Source organism: Microvirga sp. 2YAF29 (assembly GCF_052114605.1).
Lineage (GTDB): Bacteria > Pseudomonadota > Alphaproteobacteria > Rhizobiales > Beijerinckiaceae > Microvirga.
Genome location: NZ_JBFRFB010000014.1, coordinates 12932 through 35982, shown reverse-complemented (window position 1 = coordinate 35982; position 23051 = coordinate 12932). Strand labels below are relative to the sequence as shown.

General features: G+C 56.4%; 19 protein-coding genes. 3 read left to right on the top strand and 16 right to left on the bottom strand.

Going from position 1 to position 23051, the window contains the following annotated elements; all coding sequences use genetic code 11:
* Window positions 1-154 precede the first annotated feature (154 nt).
* Entirely contained in the window at window positions 155-1315 is a 1161-nt protein-coding gene (locus tag AB4Y85_RS16530; protein WP_441986015.1) for a glycosyltransferase family 4 protein, read from the top strand.
* A gap of 128 nt (window positions 1316-1443) precedes the next feature.
* On the opposite strand, the gene AB4Y85_RS16525 is transcribed toward AB4Y85_RS16530, so the two are convergent.
* From AB4Y85_RS16525 to AB4Y85_RS16490, 8 genes are all read right to left on the bottom strand, one after another.
* Window positions 1444-2181 (bottom strand): ABC transporter ATP-binding protein, encoded by a 738-nt coding sequence (locus tag AB4Y85_RS16525; RefSeq protein WP_441986014.1) that lies wholly within the window; start codon window positions 2179-2181, stop codon window positions 1444-1446.
* A gap of 9 nt (window positions 2182-2190) precedes the next feature.
* Entirely contained in the window at window positions 2191-3021 is an 831-nt protein-coding gene (locus tag AB4Y85_RS16520; RefSeq protein ID WP_441986013.1) for an ABC transporter permease, read from the bottom strand.
* Between the two features lie 322 nt (window positions 3022-3343).
* Entirely contained in the window at window positions 3344-4450 is a 1107-nt protein-coding gene (locus AB4Y85_RS16515) for a DegT/DnrJ/EryC1/StrS family aminotransferase (RefSeq protein ID WP_441986052.1), read from the bottom strand.
* A gap of 4 nt (window positions 4451-4454) precedes the next feature.
* Window positions 4455-5237, bottom strand: coding sequence for a hypothetical protein (locus AB4Y85_RS16510; protein WP_441986012.1), 783 nt, complete (start codon window positions 5235-5237; stop codon window positions 4455-4457).
* 7 nt (window positions 5238-5244) lie between these two features.
* A complete protein-coding gene (locus AB4Y85_RS16505; RefSeq protein WP_441986011.1) occupies window positions 5245-6279 on the bottom strand; it encodes a glycosyltransferase family 4 protein in 1035 nt (344 codons plus the stop codon).
* The gene (locus AB4Y85_RS16500; RefSeq protein ID WP_441986010.1) at window positions 6276-7313 is read right to left on the bottom strand and encodes a glycosyltransferase family 4 protein; all 1038 of its coding nucleotides are present in this window, start codon (window positions 7311-7313) and stop codon (window positions 6276-6278) included. The genes AB4Y85_RS16505 and AB4Y85_RS16500 overlap by 4 nt, the downstream gene beginning before the upstream one ends.
* Before the next feature lie 24 nt (window positions 7314-7337).
* Window positions 7338-7973, bottom strand: a complete 636-nt coding sequence (locus AB4Y85_RS16495) for a NeuD/PglB/VioB family sugar acetyltransferase (protein ID WP_441986009.1) — start codon at window positions 7971-7973, stop codon at window positions 7338-7340.
* Window positions 7974-8048: 75 nt separating this feature from the next.
* On the bottom strand, window positions 8049-10187 hold the full coding sequence (locus AB4Y85_RS16490) for a DUF7024 domain-containing protein (protein WP_441986008.1): 2139 nt from the start codon (window positions 10185-10187) through the stop codon (window positions 8049-8051).
* Between the two features lie 382 nt (window positions 10188-10569).
* On the opposite strand from AB4Y85_RS16490, the gene AB4Y85_RS16485 reads away from it, so the two are divergent.
* Window positions 10570-12672, top strand: a complete 2103-nt coding sequence (locus AB4Y85_RS16485) for a hypothetical protein (RefSeq protein ID WP_441986007.1) — start codon at window positions 10570-10572, stop codon at window positions 12670-12672.
* 75 nt (window positions 12673-12747) lie between these two features.
* Here AB4Y85_RS16485 and AB4Y85_RS16480 read toward each other — a convergent pair whose 3' ends face one another.
* Window positions 12748-14364 (bottom strand): hypothetical protein, encoded by a 1617-nt coding sequence (locus tag AB4Y85_RS16480; protein WP_441986006.1) that lies wholly within the window; start codon window positions 14362-14364, stop codon window positions 12748-12750.
* A gap of 319 nt (window positions 14365-14683) precedes the next feature.
* Between AB4Y85_RS16480 and AB4Y85_RS16475 the strand changes: the two genes are divergently transcribed.
* On the top strand, window positions 14684-16357 hold the full coding sequence (locus AB4Y85_RS16475; protein ID WP_441986005.1) for a hypothetical protein: 1674 nt from the start codon (window positions 14684-14686) through the stop codon (window positions 16355-16357).
* Window positions 16358-16406: 49 nt separating this feature from the next.
* Here AB4Y85_RS16475 and AB4Y85_RS16470 read toward each other — a convergent pair whose 3' ends face one another.
* The 7 genes from AB4Y85_RS16470 to AB4Y85_RS16440 form a co-directional block, all read right to left on the bottom strand.
* Window positions 16407-16763, bottom strand: coding sequence for a GtrA family protein (locus AB4Y85_RS16470; RefSeq protein ID WP_441986004.1), 357 nt, complete (start codon window positions 16761-16763; stop codon window positions 16407-16409).
* A gap of 109 nt (window positions 16764-16872) precedes the next feature.
* Window positions 16873-17595, bottom strand: coding sequence for a class I SAM-dependent methyltransferase (locus AB4Y85_RS16465; RefSeq protein WP_441986003.1), 723 nt, complete (start codon window positions 17593-17595; stop codon window positions 16873-16875).
* Between the two features lie 4 nt (window positions 17596-17599).
* On the bottom strand, window positions 17600-18367 hold the full coding sequence (gene rfbF, locus AB4Y85_RS16460; RefSeq protein ID WP_441986002.1) for a glucose-1-phosphate cytidylyltransferase: 768 nt from the start codon (window positions 18365-18367) through the stop codon (window positions 17600-17602).
* Window positions 18368-18392: 25 nt separating this feature from the next.
* On the bottom strand, window positions 18393-19415 hold the full coding sequence (locus AB4Y85_RS16455; RefSeq protein WP_441986001.1) for a glycosyltransferase family 2 protein: 1023 nt from the start codon (window positions 19413-19415) through the stop codon (window positions 18393-18395).
* A 2-nt stretch (window positions 19416-19417) separates the two neighbouring features.
* Complete coding sequence (locus AB4Y85_RS16450; protein ID WP_441986000.1) at window positions 19418-20350, bottom strand: NAD-dependent epimerase/dehydratase family protein; 933 nt, start codon at window positions 20348-20350, stop codon at window positions 19418-19420.
* Entirely contained in the window at window positions 20340-21479 is a 1140-nt protein-coding gene (rfbG, locus tag AB4Y85_RS16445; protein ID WP_441985999.1) for a CDP-glucose 4,6-dehydratase, read from the bottom strand. Before rfbG ends, AB4Y85_RS16450 begins: the two co-directional genes overlap by 11 nt.
* Before the next feature lie 295 nt (window positions 21480-21774).
* A complete protein-coding gene (locus AB4Y85_RS16440; protein ID WP_441985998.1) occupies window positions 21775-23046 on the bottom strand; it encodes a glycosyltransferase in 1272 nt (423 codons plus the stop codon).
* Between the last annotated feature and the right edge of the window lie 5 nt (window positions 23047-23051).

Genomic DNA, 23051 nt, shown 5'->3' with positions numbered 1-23051 from the left:
CTCCGTATTTGGGGAGGGCAACCAATCCAAAAGACCTTGTCCACGAAGCCGTCCACTTGTGAAGTGAGATTGTCCCAGAAAACGATGGATTTGTGCGTCCGATCTCCCTTACTAAGCCCTCATCGCAGGCAAGGCAGCTTTCCAGACCATCCGCATGAACACCAGCGTTCTCGATCCTCAGCCCGAAAGGAGGACCCGCGTCATCCTCCATTATTGGGGGCGCCGCGGTGGCGGATCCGAGTTCACCTTGTCGCTGGCACAGCATTTGCGCCGCTCAGCCCCCGAGATCGACGTCGCGCTTTCACTTTCGAGGCATAACGAGGAATCCGAGAGCTTCAAAGCTCTTGGGCTGCCGATCTTCACCTTCGATCGCCCCGGCCTCTCGACGCTCTGGCGCAAGGTCTGGTCGCTCCCGGGCGCCCTGAGACGGCATGCGGATGCGCTGGCAGCGACCAAGCCGGACGCCGTCATCATCACCATGAACGCGCCCTTCGCCTGGCCGTTCGCAAGTGCCCTGAAAAGGCGTGGCATCAGGGTCGTTTATGTCGTGCATGACGCCGAGCCCCACCCTGGCGACTACGCCGTGCTCTGGCAGCGCATCACGCAGGATCTCCTCATAAGAGGCGCGGACCAGCTCGTCGCCCTCTCAGGGAGCGTTCGCGAGCGCCTTGAACAGAGGTTCCCAGAAGCCGCCGGCAAGGTGTCCGTCATTCCCTTGGCCACGGCCTATCCGACCAAGCGGCTGCAAAAGGCTTACGATGGCGGGCCTATCAGATTGCTCTTCTATGGACGCCTGCTTCCCTACAAGGGCCTGGACCTGCTCGCGAGCGCCTTGGAGGCTCTTCGAGCCAACCCGGGATGGCGCCTGACCATCGCGGGCTCGGGGCCGCTTGAGGGTGAGGTCCAACGGCTGTTCGAAGCATGGCCTCAGGTCGACCTAGAACTTGGCTGGATTTCAGATCGGCGCGCCCAGGAGATGCTCTCGGACCATCACCTTCTGCTCTGCCCCTATGTCGAGGCCAGCCAGTCGGGCGTGGTGGTGCAGGCTATGTCCTGGGCAATGCCCAGCCTCGTCATGCAGACAGGCTCGCTGCCGGAGCAGATCGGGTTTGGGAGAGCCGGCCTAATCAGCCCTACAGCGGGCGCGGATGGATTCCGCAAGTGCCTGCAAACCGTTCTCAACCGGCCGGACGCTCTTACAGAACTGTTCCGGACGACAGCGGATTGGTTGGCCGAGTGTCAGGCCAATCGAGGCTGGAGCGAACTTATCGATCCTATCCAAGGCCCCGGCGGGATTCCGGCTCCGGCGAAGTAAGCAACCGCTCGCCGGAGAAGCACCGCCATGCGCAATCAGGTCCTACAGCATCGGGCCAAAAAGTGGATTTGCACTTTTTGGGTTGAGCCGATGCTTTCGCTCTCTGAATGAGAGCATCGCCCGATAGATCAGGCAGCCTGATCCGCAAGGACGTCATCCAGGCTGCCCGCAGCAACGATTTGGCCCTCGCGCAGGAGGATGCCCTTGTTGCAGTAGCGCTGCAGCATCTTCGGATCATGGGAAGCCAGAACGAAGATCCGGGAGTTCTCCATGACCTGCTCGATCCGCTCCCTTGCCTTGGCGGCAAAGTCGGCGTCACCGACGCTGATCATCTCGTCCAAGAGCAGGATGTCGGGCTGAACCGCCGTCGAAACCGCAAAGGCGAGACGGAGGGTCATACCGCTCGAATATGTCCGCATCGGCAGGTCCACGAAACCACCCAGCTCCGAGAACTCCTCGATGGACGGCGCGAGATCGGTGATCTCGCGGAAGGTCATGCCGAGGAAGATCCCGCGCAGAACGATGTTCTCCCGCCCCGTGAGCTCCGGATCCATTCCCATGGTCATATCCAGCAGGGAGGAGACCTTGCCTTGGATTTCGGCCATGCCGCGGCTCGGCTCATAGGCGCCGGCCAGAACTCTCAGAAGCGTCGACTTTCCCGCGCCATTATGGCCGACGAGCGCCAATCGATCGCCTGGGCGAAGCTCAAGGTTGATCCCACGCAAAGCCTCGACGGTCACGATCTCACCGTTCTGGCCAGCGATCCGCCCACCGACGCGATTGAGGACATTAGCCTTCAGCGACCGCCCACGGGAGTTATAGATCGGAAAGTCGACTGTTACGTTACGTAACGAAATGGATGCCATGGGATATGCCTAGAGCCAATAAACGATGCGCTGCCTGAAGCGGACGAAGAGCGGTGCCGCGATAGCGCCTAGAATGACGATGGTCGCTATGGCGGAAGCGTAGGTCACGGCGCTGGGCATCCGTCCAAGCAACGGCTCCGAAACGATGCGAAGAAAGGCAGCGAAGGGATTCAGGTTGACCCAGTGACGGGCACTCTCGTCGAGCAACTCCACCTGCCAGGTAATCGGAGAAATGAAGAAGGCGACCTGAATGAAGTTCTGGATGATCTGCGGCAAGTCACGGAAACGGGTGCAAAGGATCGCGCAGATGAGCCCCCCAAGGAAGCCCGCGACAACGACAAGCACAAGTCCGAACAATGCGGCCAACCACGTCCACGATGGGGCAACCCCGAAAATCATGAAAATGACGGGGAGAACGATGATGTTATGAGCGAATGAGATCCCGTTTCTGACCAATATCCGCAGAATGAACGTCGTTTTCGGTAATGCCTGCTGACGCAAGAAGCTTTCAGCCTGAACGAAGGCGCTGGTGCTGTCGGTCACGATACCGGCGATCAGAACCCAGACGACATAAGTCGTTGCAAGATAGGGCAGGTAATTCTTGATCGGCTGCTTGAACAGCGCGGCATACACGACGCCGATGGCAACCACGAAGATCGCAATGCTCAGCGTAATCCAGAACTGGCCGATACGGGAGCGGCGATAGCGCTGACGGATGTCGCCAATTCCCAGGAGCCACCAAACGCGCCAGCTCTGAAAGCCTTGGACGAGATCGAGCCACGCCCTCCGCGCCGGACCGCTGGCGGTCAACGTCGTCTGCATGTCACCGGGGGTCGACATCGTATTATCAATTGTGTCCATGATTTAATTATCTCGACACGGACGGCCACAGCCGTGCAATGCCTTACCGCAATAGCTGCACATCCGGCCGTCCCAATGTAGAGGCGGCCCCAAGGCAACCTCGGTTTTTCTGAGCCCTTCAGGCTATGAAGATGACGCCATCTAAATCCCGACAGCACGCAGGAGCGGCCCTCGAGACTTGGATGGCAAAAACAAACATACGTCGGCGAGATCTCCCTCGCGCCTTGTCACAGGGACTGCCGTCAGCGGACGGCCGACACTGTGCCTTCACTTCAACCAGGACCTAACGCAGCTGATCGGCTTACTGCCGGGCGATTGCCCGGCGAAGTTCTTCAACAACTCGGGCGACATCGCTGTCGCTGAGCCCGGGATAGCTGGGGAGGCTGATGCCGCGCGCTGCGATATCTTCCGACACAGGGAAGTGCTCGCCCTTCGCGTACATCGGCATCTGGTGAGCGCAGAAGAATACCGGTCGCGTCTCGACCCCTGCGCTCGACATCTGAGCCATGACGGCATCCCGGTCGGTGCCGCGCGGAAGCAGGAGGCTGACCAGCCAATCCGAGCTCGTCACTCCCGGCAGCAGCGTCTGGAACTCGACAGGCATGTCTTTGGAAAGCTCGCGATACAGCGCACCAATGGCACGCTTGCGGGCCAGGATGGCATCGATCCGCTCGATCTGAGCCAGCCCGATGGCGGCACAGATATTCGTCATCCGGTAGTTGAACCCGAGCTCGGTGTGCCAATAGCGCCGCGTGGGGGATTGCCCCTGACCTTTGACGATCTTCAGACGAGCCGCCAGATCCGAGTCATGGGCGGTGACCATTCCGCCCTCGCCGGTGGTGACCGTCTTGTTGCCGAAGAAGCTGAAGGTCCCGATATCTCCGAACGTCCCGACATGCCGTCCATTGATGGTGGAACCCAGAGCCTCGGCGCAGTCCTCGACGACCTTCAGGTTGCGCTCGCGCGCGAGCGCCATCAACGGGTCCATGTCGCAGATTGCGCCATACAGATGGACCGGGACAATCGCCTTCGTGCGAGGGGTGATCTTGCGGGCCACATCCTCAACGTCGATCAGCCAATCGCCGGGGCGGCAATCGACGAAGACGGGGGTAGCGCCTGTCTGGGCGATGGTGTTCACCGACGAGATATAGGTAAAGGTCGGAACGATCACCTCGTCGCCGGGGCCGATGTCCAGGCAATGGTAGGCAAGGTGCAGCGCGACTGTGCCATTCGAGACGGAATGGGCATGCTTGGCGCCGGTTTCCCGCTCAAAGGCCCTCTCGAAGCGGTCAATGAAGCCGCCAAGGGACGAGATCCAGGATGTGTCCAAGCATTCGTTGACGTATTTCTTCTCGTTGCCGGACAAATCAGGCTGATAAACGGGAAGAATGGAAAGTGGTGCGGTCATCTTGTCAGTTTTTGTCACTTTCAGCCCCTCCGGCTTCTTCAAAAAGTGCAGACATCTCATGCCCCAAGCGAGATGAGAGCGGGTCATCCCAAGCGAGGCCCATTTCAGCCACTGTTGCGCCTATTGTCCACCCTGCATTCCTAAGGGGGGCTCGATGCAGCGCTTCATCTAGCACTTCGATAAGGGCGTCAACATACTTCTCGACGCAGCCCTCTCCCTCCGGCAGCGGGACGGTTGCAACGGTATCCGCCCCCATTTCCTTTATAGAGACCGGAAGATCAGCTCCAGCATCGAGTGAACCGATGGGAAGCAAAGCAACAGGCCCCGCGCAAAGGCGGCACACCTTAGAATGGTCGCGGTCAGCATGAACAACCGCTCCGGTTGAAAGTGACGCCAGCCGCGCGATCCAGTCGATCTCGCCCGGATCACTTGGCAGCGCGGCACCCTCTACTGACTCAGCGTCGCCATTCGAAGCGTCTTGCTCATGAAATATCGTAACAACTTGGAACCGGCGGGCAATATCTATTATCCGCTCGTGATCCATTGCTTCCCGGGCCGCATTGACCACGCACAAATCGAAGTGGGTTTCGAGAAATTCCGTTGTGTATTCAGCCGGTGGATAGACAGGCAATGAGCTGTCAAGGGCGGAGGGCGTCTCCTCGGCTCCACCCTCTGTCCGGATGATCTCCGCTCGAATACCTCGACGCCTCAGCTCTTCGCACACTCGAAGGCTATAGCGGGCAATCGAAGACTGCTCATTGAAGGGACTGGCCCAGCCGATCCTCATAACAGCCTCACGCTAGCAGACGTTCGACGGTTGTGGGCCAGTCGACCTTGAGAGAACGCCACCTTTCATGACCCGCAGCACCCATGTTCATGGCCCGGTTGGGCGATTCCAGCAGCGTCCTCATGCCATCGGCAAGCGCCTCGGGCGTCACTTCGCTCACGATACCAGCTTCCCCATCATTTACAATGTTACGCGCCCAGCCCGTTGTCGCCAGCACCGGCTTCGATGCTTGGAAAGCCTCCATGAAGAGGCCTGCCGAAGGGTCGGCGTCGTCCTCTAGGGAGACCACCGCCCGGGCACGGCCGACAAGCCCTGCAAGGGCCTCCCGCGACTGTGCGGCCTGCGGCTCGAAAGCCACTCGCCCTTCCACGCCGGCCTCATGCACCCGTTCGCGCAGTTTCTCAGCATCGAGAGGATTTTCCGGCTGTCCGGCGATCACGAGCCTTACGCTGGGAGAAACCAACTTCATCGCATCGATCAGGGGAAAGAGCCGCTCGGCTGCGCCGATGCGGCCGGATGCCAGGATATAGCCGTCATCTCCCGTCGATTCGAAGAGCTCCGGGTCCGATAGAGGCGGCAGGAGCAGGTCCGACGAGAGCCCGTGAAAGCGCTGAATTTGGGCTTGGGCCGTGCTCGAGCCGGCAAACAGGTGTTTGGCCGATTGGAGGGATTGGGTCTCGTTCCTGATCAAGGCGTCCTTGATCGTTTCAGCACGCGACCCCTGCCCTGCCGCAGCTTCAAGCGTCTCGCAGTAATCGTAGGCCTGCTGGTACTCGCGCAGCATCCAGCAGGAGCGGCTCTCGAACGGTACAAGCTCGGCAGGAAAGGCCAGGGATACGACACGGTCGACATTGTACAGCTTGAGCGACTTGAAGATGAACATCTCATCCAGCAACCGCTCAGGAGGATGCGCCTTGAACGGCAGCCGCATCGCCTCCGCATTCACGCCGTGCAGCTTCATGTGGCGGACGAGCTGGCTCGTCAGCTCTTCCGCCCGCCCATGCCTGAAAGGCGTCAGAGTCGTGAGGACAAGGACGTTCACGATGTAAGCCTCTCGATGACATGCTCCCAATGAATGTTCAGCTCTGCCAGGCGCTGATGGGCATTGTGTCCGAGTTCCTGTGCAAGCGCGCGATTGGCCCACAATCGATCGAAGGCCTCCGCAAGCGCAACGGGATCGGCCTCAGTGATGAGGCCGGACACTCCATCGGTGATGAATTCGGGCACTCCGCCGGAATCCGAGACGGTGACGGTCGTCTTGCGAGCGAGCGCCGCCTCGATCGTCGGATAACCATAGCTGTCCTCATCGAGCGGGATGTAGATGGCGGCCAGTGCCGTCGAGAGCAGGGATGCCTTTTCTCCTTCGCTGATCCAGCGCAGGTCGAGCGTCACCCGATCCTCGAGGTCATGCAACGCGATGAGCCTCCTGAGAGAATCGGCATATTCCGCAGAGCTGCTGCGCCCCGCGATGCGCAACCGCACAGGGGTTTTCGTATGCTTCATCGCCTCGATCGCCAGATGCTGGCGCTTGTGATGCTCGACCCGGCAGATGAAAGCGATTTCGCCGCCCCAGACCTCCGAGAAGAAGCGCTCCGGCGCCAGGACCGGAGGATAGAGCACCTCCGCGTCGACGCCGTTGAAGGTCTTGAGGCGACCCTGGACGATCCCGGAATTGGTGAAGACCTTGCGCGCCTCGCCAAGAGCCTTGGTGTCCGCCGCCGCGAGGTTGCTCCGGTAGGCGTCCCAGTAAGCGGTGCGCGGCAGCGGATTATAATCCGTATCCCAGAGATCGTAGAACTGCCGGATGTGATGAATGAACCACACGATCTTCGTGTGATGTTGGATGACATGCGCCGGCGGCCGGAACGTGATGACGCGGTCGAAGCTGTCATTCAGGTCCATGAGACGGAAAGCCAGCATCTGCTGGAAGAGCGAAGCCGGATCGTCGATCTGCGGAATCCAGATCGTCTCGACCTGATGCCCAGCCTCCACAAGCTTGGGAGCAAGCCAGTCCGCGATGAAACGCCCGCCGCCTTGGACCAAAGGCATGGCTGATGAGACCAACCCGATTTTCACGCTGTCTATCCCTCCGGCGGAGTCCTATTGCCGGGCCCGCGGACGAGCCGGAACCCCAATCGCAACCATATCGCCGGGAATCTCGCCGACCACAACTCCGCCCGCGCCTACAATCGTCCTGGCGCCTATCACGCTGAGCGGCCTTGCAACGGCTCCGATGCCGAAGAAAACCTCTTCTCCAAGCGTCACGTTGCCGCCCATCACCGATCGCGGCGCCATATGCGCTCCCGCGCCGATGACGCAATCATGCTCCACGACGGCGGCCGTGTTGACGATGGCGAAATCGCCGATCTGTACGCAGGAATGGATCACAGCCTGGGGCAGCACGGCAATCCCGTCTCCCAGCGTAGCGCTCGGGGACACGACGGCACTCGGATGGACGAGTGTCGGCATACGAAAACCAATGGTGCGCAGGCGCAATCCGATGCGTCGCCGCAGATCATTCCGGCCCAAGGCCACGAATGCCGCCGTATGGCCCTCTTCAAAGAGCTGCGGCGCAACGCTGTCATCGCCGACAACGGGAACGCCCAGAACAGTGCTGCCGACCGGCGCCGGATCGAGCAGACCGATCGGATTCCACCCGGCGGCGCGGGCCAGCTCGATGATCACCTTGGCATGGCCGCCGGCCCCGACGATGTGAAGGTCAAAGTTTCCAGACATTCAGAACATCTTTCCTGGTATGCGGCAGCTGACTTCCCGTCCGCCCCTAGCCGGCTTCGCTGTTGTAAGCGCCGCTCAGACGTCGTCTGCAGGCAGCCGCTTGGTTTTCCTGGCGGTTGCTTCGCCTTCGGATTTGAGCGCACCTGCCGGGGCCCCACTGGTCCTTTCCACCGCAGCCGATAATGTCTTGGTCATCTCATCGAGGGCGTTACGATCCGCCTTCGCGTCGACCTGGACCTGCCGGGCATGGACATCGAGAACCCTTCGCAAGCTGATGATCTCGTGACGCAACGACGCGAGTTCCGCCTTTACCTGTGCCAGGTCCGAATTCACCCGAGTCAATTGCGGCAGCACCTCGGTCTCTTCGATCGCTGTTCGCACATGCACCCTGAAGCGATTAGCGACTTTTACGAAAAGGGGCCGAACACGCCGAACGACAGATCCGGCAGCGCGCCTCCAAGCCGGTCGACCGTCTGCATTCCCACCGTCATCCACCTGGATCGCAGCCGACTGCCCGGAGGCATCAGCCTCAGGAGCAGGTATTGCAGCAGGTGTCCCGGAGGAGGCAGCGTCTGGGGAAGCGGCAGCAGCAATCCCGGCCTCGATAAAAGTCCTGCGCTCTTTTTCAGTCGAATTGGCCATGAGGGGATGAACCTCCTTCCCCGCTTCAGAGACAGCTCCGAGCGGACGCACATTGAGGCGAACGAGACCGAGGCCGATCTGTCGGCTGTCCCTTGCTGGTTGGACCGGATATGGAACCGTGAACTCGATGATGCTTGCCGGCTTCCTCAGCTCGAAAGGAAGGGAGACAGTCTGCGGGTTGTCCATGTCTGCCCCGAACCGGGCAATCCTCGTCACGTTGCCAATCTTGACCTTAATGTCAGCGCCAACGTTACGATCATGCCCGACCGCGGTGACATCAAGGATGAACTCCCCGTCCATCATATGATTGAGGGAGAGCACGACCCGCTCAGCGTCGCTCCATCGCCCCCAAGGCTCCGCTTCGGAAAGACCTTGGATGTCAACCACGGCTTCCAGGAGCTCCTCTTGAGTAAAATCGATACCGTCCTCTAGCGATGACCCAGTTACCTTCTTTGCGATCTCGCTATTTAGATGCGGATAATAAGCCCTGGAATTATCAAGGGCTTTTCCAACGAGCTTGGCCGCTGACCGGAGCAACTCGCGGCCAAGGGTCTTGCCAAAACTTTGTTTCTCCAGATTTGCAAGAAGTCCCGAGGTCTGGAGATTTTCGCTCCAAACAGGCCTGCAATATGCGTCAGAGAAATGGTATGCGACATCTCTCTGATCCTCGCGAATGTCTGCGATGAATGCCGCGTCGCCTGAGAGGATCCTTTGGAGAATCTCCCGTGCCTGGCCGACCGATGTGACACGGCCTTTCACAGAACTCGGGCACATGCGGCCAAGCAGAGAATCCTCGAAATAAACGATAGGCATCCCATTGATAGCAGCTTCCACGGGAGAATAATGAACGTGCCGCGTCTCTTTGGAGTGATAGTAAAGGGCCGCGCAATCCAAATAAAGGTTCTGCAACTCCTCGTCAGTCACGAAGCCTGCCATATGCGGATCGTCGACTTGAGTATCCTGATGACCAACGATCACATGCGGAAGATCGCCAAAATCTCGCTTGAAGTCCTGATAAACTTTCGCATAATAGGAATCTGTCACGACATTGGGCGCAACAAAGAGGATCTCCTTGCGAGTTCCTCTCCACTTACCCTCGTTTCTGAAGAATGAGTTCGGGATCCCGATAGGCAGGAAAAGGGACTTTTCCTTAAATAGCGCGGGTTCGATCTCGTGTAGGTGATCATATCCTTCGCCGAACCAAAAGCGCTCCTTAACGCTTGCAATCCGGTGGCGGAATCCGCGACCGTACATGTCTTGAAGGACTTTGTCGTAGGTGTGCCGGTTGTCGAGACCAAAGGTGCGGAAGACTATCTCCCCGTCGAAATACTTAACGGCGTCAATGACCTGCCTTCCATACGGAATGACAAAGATCGTCCCGAAATATCTATTGACCAGCCTGATGATGTCCGACGGCCAATCGGTTAGGTAAAAATCGAATTCGTTCAGTCGGTCCAGCACCGCCTTCGGTATCGTCAGAGACTTGTCATAGTCAAAACTCACCGCCGCGCTTCGAAAATTTGTTTTCGGCACTTTCTTCGGCACGAATACCTCGAAACCGAGATCCGTCATCAGAGGCACCTCATACGGCATCAAGGTTTTATGGTTGAGTAGCCATAAAATGCGGCGGCTCTTCCGTTGCATAACCAATCTAAATCCCTGTGTCGTTAAGACCCTTAGGAAAAGGCGGTACATGCTGGAAACTGTCGGGTCAAGGCGAAGGCCACAGCGGCAAATGAATTATATTACAGACCGCCGATCGCGCTTTTCATGATTCCAAGTCGCCCGGCTTTTAGTTCCCAGAGGCTTGCAACGCGTCCCAAGGCCTGAGCTCAGACCCTATGGCTAGACGTATGATCAGTAATAACAGTGTCATCTGCTTGTCAGCGCTCAGAGTTGGGTGGTACTAGCCCCCGCCGCCCTCCGCAGACAACTGGAAGCACGTGGAAGACCAATGACTCGACCAATCGGCCAAGGTAGCCTCGCTTCAATTCTAATGGTCACGCTTGCCGCGATTGGTGCTGTTTGCCTGATCTGGACACCTCTTGGAATGTCCGTGACAGGGCTGATTGAAGAATGGGTTATCCTGGGAAGCTTCACCCAGAACGGAACCACATTCCTAGCATGGGATGGAAGCGCCTTTGCATCTCATAAGCTTCGCCCCCTCACAATACTGCCCTTTGCTGTCGCACATAGTCTCTCACCAGAGTCCTTTGTCGGCTGGAACATTCTGCTGAGCGCCAGTCTCGTCCTGAAGACTGTGAGCATGGCCTATCTCGTGTGGTGGCTTATCAGAAATCGCCTCATATCTGTGCTCGCAGGCCTGCTATTCATGCTGTTTCCTGCCGATACCATGCAGATGAGCTTGCGCTCATTACATATCGATTGGGCTGTTGCGCTAAGCCTGAGCGCCATATCGGCCCTTCTCTTCGCGACAGAAGCTAAATCGCTTCCAGGACGCTTTCTTGCCACGGTTGTTGCAGCCACTTTGTTCCTGATCGGAAGCTTTATTTATGAGGCGGGGCTCTTCCTGGCACCGGTGCCCCTATTACTCTGGTGGGCAAGATACGGCGTCAAACCCGGCTTCAAGAGCCTGCTCCAGCACCGTCTTCCCATTTTTGGCTGGCTTCTTTCTGTGCTTATTGCCGCCGGATACCTGGTCATTGTCAGCAGGGATCCCAACCTCTACCAGCAATCCATCAGTAGTGATCTATCGAAGACGGTCACAACTGTTCTGGGTAGAACTCCCTTCTTGTTGACCATCGCGTTATACAGAGTCTTCGTACATGGATGGTACGATAGTGTGCGCCTGCTCCAAGAACAGGCGGCATTCTGGCCATATCTTGCGATTCTATCACTCGCCGTGCTTGCCATCCTGCTTGTTCCGAGATCAGGCACATATCCTGCTGTGCGCACGAGCCGCTCTCTTTATCTGCGCATCATCGGGGCGGGAATCCTCGCAACCCTGCTGGGATATATCCCCTACTTGTCTTCGATGTCTCACATCCTGATCTCGCAGAGGACCTATATCTATGCATCAATCGGCGGTGCGCTGGTCATGCTCGCGGTGTGCGCATTTTTATACGAGCGCAGTCGGATCATTGGGGCTATCGCCTGGATTGCGTTGATCGGCCTCGGATTGAACGCGCAGTGGGCTCAGGTCAATCATTATACAGATTTGTCCATGCGCCAAAGGATGCTTCTGGCTGGCATTCTTCAAGCCGTCCCGGCTCCGGAGCCAGGCGAAAAACTTCTCATTCTCGACAGAAGTGGACATCTCGGCAGCACATGGATGCTCCGCGGTCAGATATTAAGTGACGCTCTAACTTATCTTTATCAAAAGCCTATTGATACGATAACCTGTTTAGAGCCGAGCATGATTTATAGCTCATTCAACGTAAGAGCAAACGGCGCAGTCGGACAATGTGTCGAGAAACCGACAGCTTGGATCATTGGGCAAGGGTTGGATACCACCTTCAACATCGAGAAGGATAAAATCGTCACCCTCACTATTGATCCGAATGGGTCCGTTCAACGCATGGGCGGTATGGGAAAAATAGGCCAAATGTTGCCGAGCGATGAACGGCGTTGGCAGAACGTACTCGGCTGCTGGCCTTCGTCCGCCTGCATGTACACGCCAAACAGTCAGAGCACATATCACTATGATTTCGGCCGGTGGTGGAGTCTTGAAGAAGCCCCCTGGGGCACTGCTTGGCGTGATGCCGGGTGGCGGTTGCCGGCTCTCCGACCGCGCTCATATGCATGGATCCTAGGCGACGAGAGCAATCTCTGGTTCCAGCTCAATCCTATCACAGACGCTTCTTACCGAATCCGTTTAAACTTGTTTGCTTGGGTCTCTTTAGAGACGAAGAACGCTTTGACGATCAGCATCAACGGAAATCCGATTGCTCTATCATGGGCTGACCTAACAACGGTCGACGCACCGATTCCAAATGGTTTGTTGAAATCTGGCTTGAATGAGCTTCGCTTCTCAGCACCTATCGACCCCATACGCGGTGTCAGTCTCGCCGTCGATTGGGTTGAAGTTGCACCTTAAAATAGCACTCTAGGGCGAAACTGAGTACACTTGTTCGTGCGATGTACAGAGAAATGTACAGCGCCCGAAGCCTTTTCACGGCAGCGGTTCGCTCCGTTGCCAATCAATCCCGAGACCGTCAAATGCTGAACGGTCTGCGCCCGACATTCGCGTCATGTGGGTTCCATCCCAAGTTAGAACTCCCACGCGGGACCAAGGCGCAAATCCACGCTCCCCTTGTTCGGGATTAGCGACTCCGTCCGGCCTGAAGATCGGTGGGTGCATGGTTGTTCCCGACCTTAAATAGCGAAACGTCACCTCACCAAATCTCTTGGATTGCGTCTCAATATAAGCGCGACTTAAAAAATCGGACGGTATCCAATAGGCCGGCTCAGGCTTGATGAGATAATGGCGCGGAAACTCTGCCTTGGCCCTCCTGTCCTCAACGGCAATCCGCCGCAACTCAGACATGAAAGCTCGTTCTTGACGCGAAATATTAATCTGGAATTGATTAAACCCCAACGTCAATACAACAGCGCCGGTCGCAAAGGTGGCAGTAGCTCCCCACCAGATCCAACACTTGAGACGAGATGATAGGGGAAGTGCTAGGAGTGCCAGAGCCGTAACCGATAGGACTAGTAGCGGGGTCCAGAACTGGAGCAACATCATCCACCGTGATCCTGGTGGGTGCATTGGCGAGGTCACTTCCAGCACAACAGTCGGCACGACCAAGCAGATACCAACTAACACTAAACGCGCTAGGTCTAGAAAGTTGATTGGAATGTCGTCCCGATCAGAGCGTCCCCCAAGCCATTGTGTCATAAAGAATAGCGGTATCAGCGATACCAAAACAATTAGAACAACCCTTGGCTCAAGTTGAAGCGCCCAATTCCAATAAGCAGAGTAGTCACTATGCCAGAGGCCTTGTCTCAAGGATTGGAAAATGCGTCCTGGATCGGAAAAACTTGTTGTTTCTGTAACGCCAGTCGATGCTGTCCTCCATACGAGGACAAATAAGAGAAGTGTCGTTGCGTAAGGCAGCGCGTCTGCAACTGCACCGAACGCCCGCTTAACTAAATTCCGCGCGTCATACGGATGACCGCCTTGCAAAAATGATACGACCCCCACGGCCAACACGGCACCAGATTGGATTGTGTAGGTCTGATACGCAACCATCCACAGGATGAGCGACCATAATAGCCACACTGGACGCCGCCCAGAATTCAGAAACTGCGCAAAGCAAGCTACACTTAGGAGCGAGCACACTAGTGCCAAGATGAAAAGCCAATGAATGTTGTCAACTCTGGTGCTGCATACGAAAACTCCAGCGAGAATACCTAGAGATACTCCATACAAGCGTGCGCGGCCTGCCGATATCGTAATCACGAGCAAATAGCTCGCGAGTCCCAACATTAGCGATGTGGCCAAGTGTAGAACCAGAAATGCAGCGGGGTAGGTTCGGATGAACTCTCTGACCGAAATGTACCACCAGGGAGATAGAGGGTTGCGGCCGTCAATTCGCCAGTAAATCTGTGCTGCTAAAGGACCTGGGCCATCTTGGAGCCACTTCATCCATATCCGTGCCTCTCCCACCGGCCAGACGTTAAAGCCGAAGTTCTGCCCAGACGCCTGCAAGACAAGCAGGAGCGTTACAAGGAGAAGCCATGCTGCCCCGACTACAATAAAACCCCGCCCGATACGCAGATCAAACATTCGGCTCATCCGTCGCCTTCTCCTTTCCGGTCGCTATACCGGAGCAAATCCAGCTTGGAAACTGCTTGTGGCCATATAGGAAGCGTTGAATTTGTGCGTCAGCCTACTGGCTTGGACGAAAATGCATCGAAGCGAAGCCTTATTACGCAGCATCGCTGTTATTCACTCATCGATACAGTAGTTAAGTAAATCGACTGCAAAACTAACCTTATCTCTTGCACACATGGCTTCACTTGCCTTCCAAGCCAGAATATAGCTTGATCAGAGTGATCCTCTGCTATGCCTCCTTAGACACACTCTCATGAAAAAGCGCTGACGCATGAAGATGCATATAGATGATAGGACAAAGGACGCCGTCGGCGTCCTCGTGTTCGCGTTGATTACAGCTCTCATTGGATGGAGGTTAACGAAAGGCGTCGATCTTAGTGATGAAGCCTACTATGCAATATTCTTGGACGACTGGATAAAAGGCAGCATACAGACGAGCACTTTTCTGACATTACATCAGACGGCAGCCCTGATCGTTTACCCATTTGCGCTGCTCTACGCGAAGATTATCGGTTCGACTGATGGCATGTTCTTGTTTCTTCGAGTGCTATTCCTCGTAGGCTCCGCTGCGTCAGCTGTAGTGTGGATCCTCTTCCTAAAGTGTCTCGGGCATCGCAGTTATGCTTGGGTCGGAGGAATCCTCATCGTCGCTTTTGTGCCCTTTGGACTGCCTGCGCCCTCCTATAACACACTAGGTGGACAGACACTTGCAATCGCCTTAGGAGCATTTGGTTGCGCAGCCCTTGCTAGTGCTGGATCCCGAAAGCAGGTGGGATGGCTCATTACCTCCGCCTGCGCATGGTCTGCGGCAACGGTTTCATATCCATCGCTGATTGTTCCGCTTGCGTTTCTCTGCGCAGCGGGATTGCTTTACCGCAATCGTGACTTCCCCAAGCCATACCTATTCATCGGCATTACGATCTTTGCGTTATGTCTCGCCTGGGCAGTGACAGTGTTGTCACTATCGTTCGGACGCCTATACGAAAGTGTCATATATCTGTCCGCAATTAATGATGTCGGAGGCGTCAGCAGAAAGATGGCGTTCGCAATCGAAACTCTGCGAACCAAATCGATTTTTGCAACGCTCTGCGCCGCAGCGGTTCTGATCGGCCTGCTGCGGTGGCGCCTTGGTCCGCCGGTCACTCAACTTGCAGCTGCAGCCGTTCTCGCAGGTCTTTTTCTGGCACCTCCCTCTCTTTATGTCCGCTCACACGATGTCCTAACGTTGGCCGCGCTGATGGGACTAGGCCTCCTGTCTGGACTGAGGCCCAGTGCGAACCAGACGGATCGGGTCATCGCACTCGTCTATGCAACCTCACTCGTGGCAGCTCTGACGTATTGCTTCACGGCAAACAACTCGGTCTTCAATTTCTGTATCGGCGCCTTGCCTGCAGCTGTCCTGTCAATCGTCGGCTCTCCAGGGGGCAAGTCTAGATTATGGACCGACGCCGTTCAAATTCTCGCTGCAATTTGCGGGTTGCTCGCGACCTCGCTGTTCTTCCTTTACGGAGAGCTCCCCGGTCAAGACACGCCGGCAAGGGAGCGCCTGCGCGATGGTTTCTTTGACGGCCTCGCTGTGCATCCCTACGATGCCGAACTCCTGCGCCTGACGCGGGAGCGCATTGCCCCGATTATGGAGAGTGGCCAGACGATTGCGATCTTTAGCCGATCGCCAGGAATCGCGCTCGATTTGAATGCGCGCCTAGCTATGTCGAGTGCGTTTCCGCTGATGCCGGCCATTCCGCGAAAAGGCATTGAGATGACGCATGACTTCTATGCTCGCCTAGAGAAACGGCCCTCGTTCGTCGTAGTCTACGAAGATCCTTATTTTCCGCTCATCAACCCGATGCAACCGCGTTTCGACGAATGGTATGAACCGCTTATGGAATTCAAGACCATGTACGGTCGGTTAGCGGTCTTCAAGGCCCGGCCATTAGGATCCTGAAAGCAGGGCAGATATTACAGCACACATCATCGGCACCGGATGAAAGACCTCACCGTTCGCGCATTAACGGCTTGAAAACCCATATCTCGAGGACGAGAAACTGAATCAGCGGGATGATAATAATAACGGCGGCTACTGAGACGAACACGGGCCACTGGAGAATCTGCGTGATCAAATGAACGACGGCAACCGACACCAAGAGATTGAGGAGATGGACGCTCAGATACTTCAGACCTTCCCGCCGAACATCGCCTTTCGACATGAAGGTAAAGCTTCGCTGCAGCGGAAAATTGATGATCATTGCCAAAACATAGGCGACGGCACTGCTGACCCAGGGTGCTAGTCCAAATACTGACGTTGCGACCATCATGATGACGGCATAAGCACCTGAACTGGCCGCTCCCACGAGGGCGAACCTTACCACTCTCATGACACGCGAAAGCGGCCAATCCCAGAGATTCGCCCGTTGGAGGATCCGGTGCATGTCTTTCAAGCCACCTGAGTCATAGCAACTATTATCGAGTAGTCGTGTCAGCCGACACTCTGCCGGTCGTATAGTACTGAGCGCCTACCTTGAGGCCTCCAAACATTTGATCCACTACCCGGGTCGCCTTGTTGAAGGAAGGGACCGTTAGAATATGTCGCGATCCTACATCCGTGAAGCTCGCCTGCGACAAGAGACCTTCCGCCTCTTCGTTTTTCAATAAAACTGCATCGCGATCGAATTCACACCGGTTCACGACCTTCATAGTCAAAGGGTTGCGTGGGTTATGCTCGAAGATCATGAATATCCCGCCGGGCCGGAGTACTCGTCTCACACTGGCGGTTAGCGCCGCCCGACTGGAAATGGGGACATGGTGATAAACACAAATTGCGAAAGCAGCATCGAACGTCTCGTCTGCGAACGGCAGATTGGTGCCGTCGAAGTGTGAGTATTCAACTTGCTCGTTCCGCTGCGTTGCCGTCTTCAAGCTCTCGTTGGAAATATCGACGCCGCAAAGCCTGTTCAGGCTGGGCCGCAGCAATTGATGATAGTTGCCAATGCCACATCCAACATCCAAAACGTCAACCTTAGCACTGCCAAAGGCCTTAGACAGAATCTCCTCAATATAAGCGGCCTTCACTTTAGTGAAGAAGTCGACGTCAAGCCCGGAGAAGGCCAGTGCCCCATTCACGTGGTCATCATAGCTGTTGCTATAAGCGTCAAATTCCTGCGGCTGTCGGTCTGGAGCGCTCATGGCCTCACCATTTTTTCCAGGGCGCCCCGGACGCCCACAATGACTCGAGGAGATTCTTCTCGCGCAGCGTATCGACCGGCTGCCAGAAGCCGGAATGTCGATAGGCGACAAGATCACGGCGCTCAGCCAGCGCCTCTAGAGGCCCACGCTCCCAGACGTTCTCGTCACCGTCGAGCAGATCGAAAACGGACGGTTCGAGCACGAAAAAGCCACCATTGATCCAGCCCGCCTCGTCCGCGGGCTTCTCGCGAAACGCCGTGATCTCGCCGCCAGCCTCGAGCTCCAACGCGCCGAAGCGGCCCGGTGGCTGGACCGCCGTGATCGTTGCCGCACGCTTATGCGAACGATGAAAATCGACGAGAGCTCCGATGTCCACATCGGACACCCCGTCACCATAAGTCATCATGAAGGTTTCGTTGCCGATCAGCTCCCGCACACGGCGCAGACGCCCTCCCGTCATCGTGTTGAGGCCTGTATCAATTAGCGACACTCGCCAAGGCTCAACCACAGTGTTGAAATGCTGCGTCTCTCCTGTAGCGAAGTTGATCGTTACATCACTGCGGTGGAGCAAATAATTCGAAAAATATTCTTTGATATAATAGCCCATATAGCCAAGGCAGACGATGAAATCGTTATGGCCGTAATGGCTGTACATTTTCATGATATGGAGCAGCAGCGGAAGGCCACCAACTTCTATCATCGGCTTCGGTCGCGCATGCGTTTCCTCAGACAAGCGCGTTCCAAACCCACCGGCGAGCAATACCACTTTCATTTGACAAAATCCTTGCCTGTAAGGCTCAGTGGCCGTTGATATAATTGGCTCTCAAGAGGTGATCGGTCGAAACAGCCTCGCTGAGTCCATTCGATGCTGGCATGTGATCAATCACGGCTTCTGATATGGTGATCGGCATCCGCTTCACGTTCTTGTAAATGCGGCCGATATATTCGCCGATGATGCCGAGCAAAAGCGCGTTCATCCCAATCGACAAGAGTGTGAGTATCGTCGATGTCGCAACGCCTGGAGGCCAGTCGGCTCCGAAGAATATCCGCGCTAACAGGTAATAAACTGCAGCAAGGGCCGCCAACCCGGACATGATGAGCCCGAGGAATATGGCAATCCTCAAAGGAATTACCGAATGCTGCAATATGCCGTCTAGGGCGAGGCCGAACAGACGCATCAAGTTGAACTTGCTCGATCCGAACTCTCTTGCGGAGCGATCGTACACAATACCAGTCTGCCGAAAGCCCATCGAAGCGATCAGGCCTCGAAGATAAGGCTGCTGGTCTGAGACCAGTTTCAGTTGCTCGAGCACACAGCGGTCAACGAGCCGAAAATCGCCCGCATCATGTGGAAGCGTTTCTTCACTCAGATAATCCACGAGGCGGTAGAAGCCTTTGCGCAGAGCGTGCAGCCACATGCTTTCATTTGGCCGTTCACGGCGTATGCCATAGACAACCTTGTAGCCTTCTTCCCAATGACGCAGGAAATCCTCAATTAGCTCGGGAGGATCTTGAAGATCGACATCGAGTTGAATAGCGGCCTCACCCCGCGCGTTCATGTAGTTGGTGAGGATTGATCTCTGAAAACCAAAATTACGAGAAAACCGAATGACACGAACGCGGTGATCGCGGCGACTGAGCTCCGCCAGCCGTTCGAAAGTCGTGTCGGTGCTATGATTGTCAGTGAACAGGATCTCGAACCGATACCGATCCGCCAGTCCGTCGATGACAGAACTCACGCGCTGATGAAATGGCTCGATGTTTAGTTCTTCGTTGTAGACCGGAACACAAATAGAAATGAGAGGGAGTGTGGAGGACATTCTCAGTTCCTCTCGCAGTGGGTCTGTTCAGACGCGATCATCTGCTCGATTCCAGTGAGGAGTGGCATTTGTGGGCGGAAGCCTGTCGCGCGGTGAAAACGATTTGGGCTTCCAACGAGCCAGTGAATATCGTCGGGCCGATAATTCAGATCTCCGAAACCAAGCAGGTCATATGGCTTGCCCATGACATCCGCAACGGCAAGTGCGATCTCTTTCACCGTAATGGGTTTTCCCGAGCAGAGATTGAAAGGACCGTGCTGCCCTCGCAAGGAGGCTTCGGCAGCCAGCAGGATGCCTGTCACTACATCGTCGATGTAGAGAAAGTCGCGAACCTGCTCGCCAGGAGACAAAGCCACGGTCTCATTGGCTTTCAGACGCGAGATGAGAGCCGGAATCAACCGTGAGGCGCCTTCCCCTGGTCCGAATACATTGAAAAGTCGCAACCATTGAAACCCGACACCTAGCTGGGCAGCAAGGGCTTGCCCCCATACGCCGGCGACAGCCTTAGACCCGCCATAGAGGCGACTGACTCCAATCGGCGCATCTTCCTCCACCAGCTGACCCTGGACCAGGTCCCGATATTCGGAGCACGATCCCAGGAACACGACAGACTTGGCCCCTGTTTCGGCTGCCACATGAATGATCGCATCGGTACCACCAACGTTTACATCGAAGACCAATCGCGGATCGCGATCAGCCGGAGCAACGCCATAGGCGGCCAAGTGGAATACAGCATCAAATCTATATCCAGCCAGAGCGCTAGTTACTGCATGTCGCGACAGATCCGGAATGCTGACGACCTCACAATCCGGAGGGGTCGACGCACCGGGCCGCGCAAGCACCGTCGTCTTAATGCCCGATTGAGTCAGACGGCGCGACAGGGCGGTGCCGATGAACCCTGTTCCTCCTGTCACTAAGGCGGTTTCAAAGTTCACGGCGAAACCTCGCCTCATACTCGTTGATTTGCTCCGTCATAAGGCTGGCAGCATCTTCGCCGCTGGCATGGCGCCGGTACCATTGGGCGGTCATTCCCAAGGTATCCTGCCGGCTCAGGACGGGCCTCCAGTCGAGCTCGAACCGCGCCTTCGAAATATCGAGGCGCAAGAATTGCGCCTCGGGCATGGTTGAAGGGCGAACATCGACCGGCACCTGGCGGCCCCACTCAGCAAGAAATGCATTCACGATCGTCTCGACGTCGATCTCGTTTTCGATATCAGGGCCGAAATTCCAGACACCAACCGCAGACTTGTCGCCACCCAGAAGCTTCTCGCCCAAAACGGCATATCCTCGCACAAGCTCAAGAACGTGCTGCCAGGGGCGCGTAGATTGCGGGTTGCGCAGAGTAATGGGCTCACCTGCCTGAAGCGCCCGGACGATATCAGGGATCAGGCGATCTTCCGACCAATCGCCCCCTCCAATGACGTTGCCTCCCCGAGCGGTCGCGATTTGTATGTTGCCTGCAAGCGGGAACATAGTTTGGCGATAAGCCGCCGCAACGATCTCAGTACACGCTTTACTCGCACTGTAAGGATCCTTACCGCCCAGGGCATCAGTCTCCCGGTACCCCCACCCCCACTCGCGATTGTCATAAACCTTATCGGTCGTAACGCAGACGACGGCTCGAACGCTGGGACACTGCCTCGCCGCCTCAAGCACATGAGTGGTTCCCATAACGTTTGTAGCGAACGTTTCGATCGGATCGCGGTAGGACCTACGAACGAGCGGCTGGGCGGCCAAGTGAAAAATTATCTCGGGTTTAGAAGTATTTATCGCCTGCTGAACGCAATCGAAATCGCGTATGTCGCCAAAATTGGAAACCATGCCGTGGGCGACCCGAGATGCCTCGAAAAGGCTCGGCCGATCAACCTCAGGTGGCAGCGACAGACCAGTCAAGACCGCACCATCGCGCTTGAGCCAATGGCTCAGCCAGCTACCCTTGAATCCGGTATGCCCGGTCAAAAAAACGCGAACGTTTGCAAAGGCCCCGTGCATATCGATCCACCTACCGACGTTAAGAATTCCATGCTGCATTGAAACATTCGTGTCAAGCGCGGCCAGCAACACGCCAAATCAAAAATATTCCTATAAAATACCGCATAGAAGCAAATTAACGCTAGACAAAATGACACTCAACCTAGAAAAAATTCACTTAACCCCATCATTATACTCATACTTCAGAGCACCTAAACTATGAATTATTCAATTTATAAGATGCATAAAGCCGAATATAAAATTCAATATTTATATATTTCACTGATTGACTGAAAAACACACAAATAAATGGTGCACATCAGACAATTATTCTTGAGTACCGATCGTGCCTATCAGACTTTTCCCTGTCACGAGATTCCACTGCCTATCAGACCGGCACATCGCCGGCGTCCGATGTCATACCATATTGCTTCGTCGCACCACTCACTTCGATCATGCTCATGATCTGCCGGGCATAACGTTCGGGTAGAAAAAACTCCGCCGCGTGGGCAGCGGCAGCGGCGCCTAACTCTTGCCGCCAATCAGGGTCGTTTCGAAGTGCCCGAAGCGCCGCAGCGGCTGCGCCGACATCCGCCTCCGCCCATCGCATGTCGGCACCAATATATTTGCCCTGCGGATCGTTCACCGGAACGAGTTCATAGCCGACCGGCACTCCTGTTTCGTGCGTCAGGAAGTCCGCGCTTCCCGACCAGTCGGTCGCGATCACGGGCAAGCCTCGCAGCATGCCTTCGGCCACCGGCAGGCCCAGCCCCTCTGCCCGGTGCAGGGACATGACCACGTCTGCACGACCATAGAGCGCATCCATGCTTGCCTCGTCCAGAACGCCTCCGATCAATTCGATATTGGCGGCGCCGCCTGCGGCCTCTTGCATGAGCGGCAGGGCCTCGGGCCAGACGAAATCGTTCATGTATTTGACGATCAGCCGTACGGAAGGATCGTCGCCGAACGCCTGCCGGAACGCCGCAATCGTCGAGCAAGGATTTTTGCGCGCGAAGCTGGAAGCGATGTTGAAGACGATCAGCGCCGTAAAAGGCTCCTCCGGCCTGCGAGCAGCGCGCGGCCTCCTGTGCGTCAAGGTCAGGGGATAAGACACGACGTGCAGCGGCCGTCCGCGCGCGATGGGGCGGATGGCGTCCCGCACGAATGTGGTGTTGACGCAGATCTCGTGGACGAAAGGAATGGCAGGCGGCCAATCTTTCGGGACCTCGGGCAGCTCCCAGAACCAATGGGCGACGAAGCGCTTGCGGTCCACGAAAGCGCGTCCGAGATATCCCATCGCCAACGGCACGAGGGGGCCGCTGATGTGCAGGAAGACCGTGCCCTCGCCGAGCAATTCCCGCCCGTCGTCATAGGTGAAGTCGGCATGGTTGATCTCATGCATCAGCTTTTCGGTCAGATCGATGCCATAAACCGGAAGGCCTGCCGCCTTGAGCGCGTCATGGCAGGCTCGCGCCGCCGCTCCGAGCCCCGATGCATGGCGCAGCACTCCCACGATAACGATGGGTGTCGCCGCTCTTGCGTCCGCTGTCGGCCGAGGCGCCCGCCATGCCGCGAGACGGAACAGCGCCGCTCGGCGCGCCTTATGCGGCAGGCGGCGCCAGACGTGACGGTGAGCGAATTTCAGGACCGGCTTCAACATGGCGT

Excerpts from the sequence above, each read along its gene's own strand:
- AB4Y85_RS16530 (WP_441986015.1), top strand. The coding sequence starts at position 155 with ATGAACACCAGCGTTCTCGATCCTCAGCCCGAAAGGAGGACCCGCGTC.
- AB4Y85_RS16525 (WP_441986014.1), bottom strand. The coding sequence starts at position 2,181 with ATGGCATCCATTTCGTTACGTAACGTAACAGTCGACTTTCCGATCTAT.
- AB4Y85_RS16520 (WP_441986013.1), bottom strand. The coding sequence starts at position 3,021 with ATGTCGACCCCCGGTGACATGCAGACGACGTTGACCGCCAGCGGTCCG.
- AB4Y85_RS16515 (WP_441986052.1), bottom strand. The coding sequence starts at position 4,450 with ATGACCGCACCACTTTCCATTCTTCCCGTTTATCAGCCTGATTTGTCC.
- AB4Y85_RS16510 (WP_441986012.1), bottom strand. The coding sequence starts at position 5,237 with ATGAGGATCGGCTGGGCCAGTCCCTTCAATGAGCAGTCTTCGATTGCC.
- AB4Y85_RS16495 (WP_441986009.1), bottom strand. The coding sequence starts at position 7,973 with ATGTCTGGAAACTTTGACCTTCACATCGTCGGGGCCGGCGGCCATGCC.
- AB4Y85_RS16490 (WP_441986008.1), bottom strand. The coding sequence starts at position 10,187 with ATGACGGATCTCGGTTTCGAGGTATTCGTGCCGAAGAAAGTGCCGAAA.
- AB4Y85_RS16485 (WP_441986007.1), top strand. The coding sequence starts at position 10,570 with ATGACTCGACCAATCGGCCAAGGTAGCCTCGCTTCAATTCTAATGGTC.
- AB4Y85_RS16480 (WP_441986006.1), bottom strand. The coding sequence starts at position 14,364 with ATGTTTGATCTGCGTATCGGGCGGGGTTTTATTGTAGTCGGGGCAGCA.
- AB4Y85_RS16475 (WP_441986005.1), top strand. The coding sequence starts at position 14,684 with ATGAAGATGCATATAGATGATAGGACAAAGGACGCCGTCGGCGTCCTC.
- AB4Y85_RS16465 (WP_441986003.1), bottom strand. The coding sequence starts at position 17,595 with ATGAGCGCTCCAGACCGACAGCCGCAGGAATTTGACGCTTATAGCAAC.
- rfbF (WP_441986002.1), bottom strand. The coding sequence starts at position 18,367 with ATGAAAGTGGTATTGCTCGCCGGTGGGTTTGGAACGCGCTTGTCTGAG.
- AB4Y85_RS16455 (WP_441986001.1), bottom strand. The coding sequence starts at position 19,415 with ATGTCCTCCACACTCCCTCTCATTTCTATTTGTGTTCCGGTCTACAAC.
- AB4Y85_RS16440 (WP_441985998.1), bottom strand. The coding sequence starts at position 23,046 with ATGTTGAAGCCGGTCCTGAAATTCGCTCACCGTCACGTCTGGCGCCGC.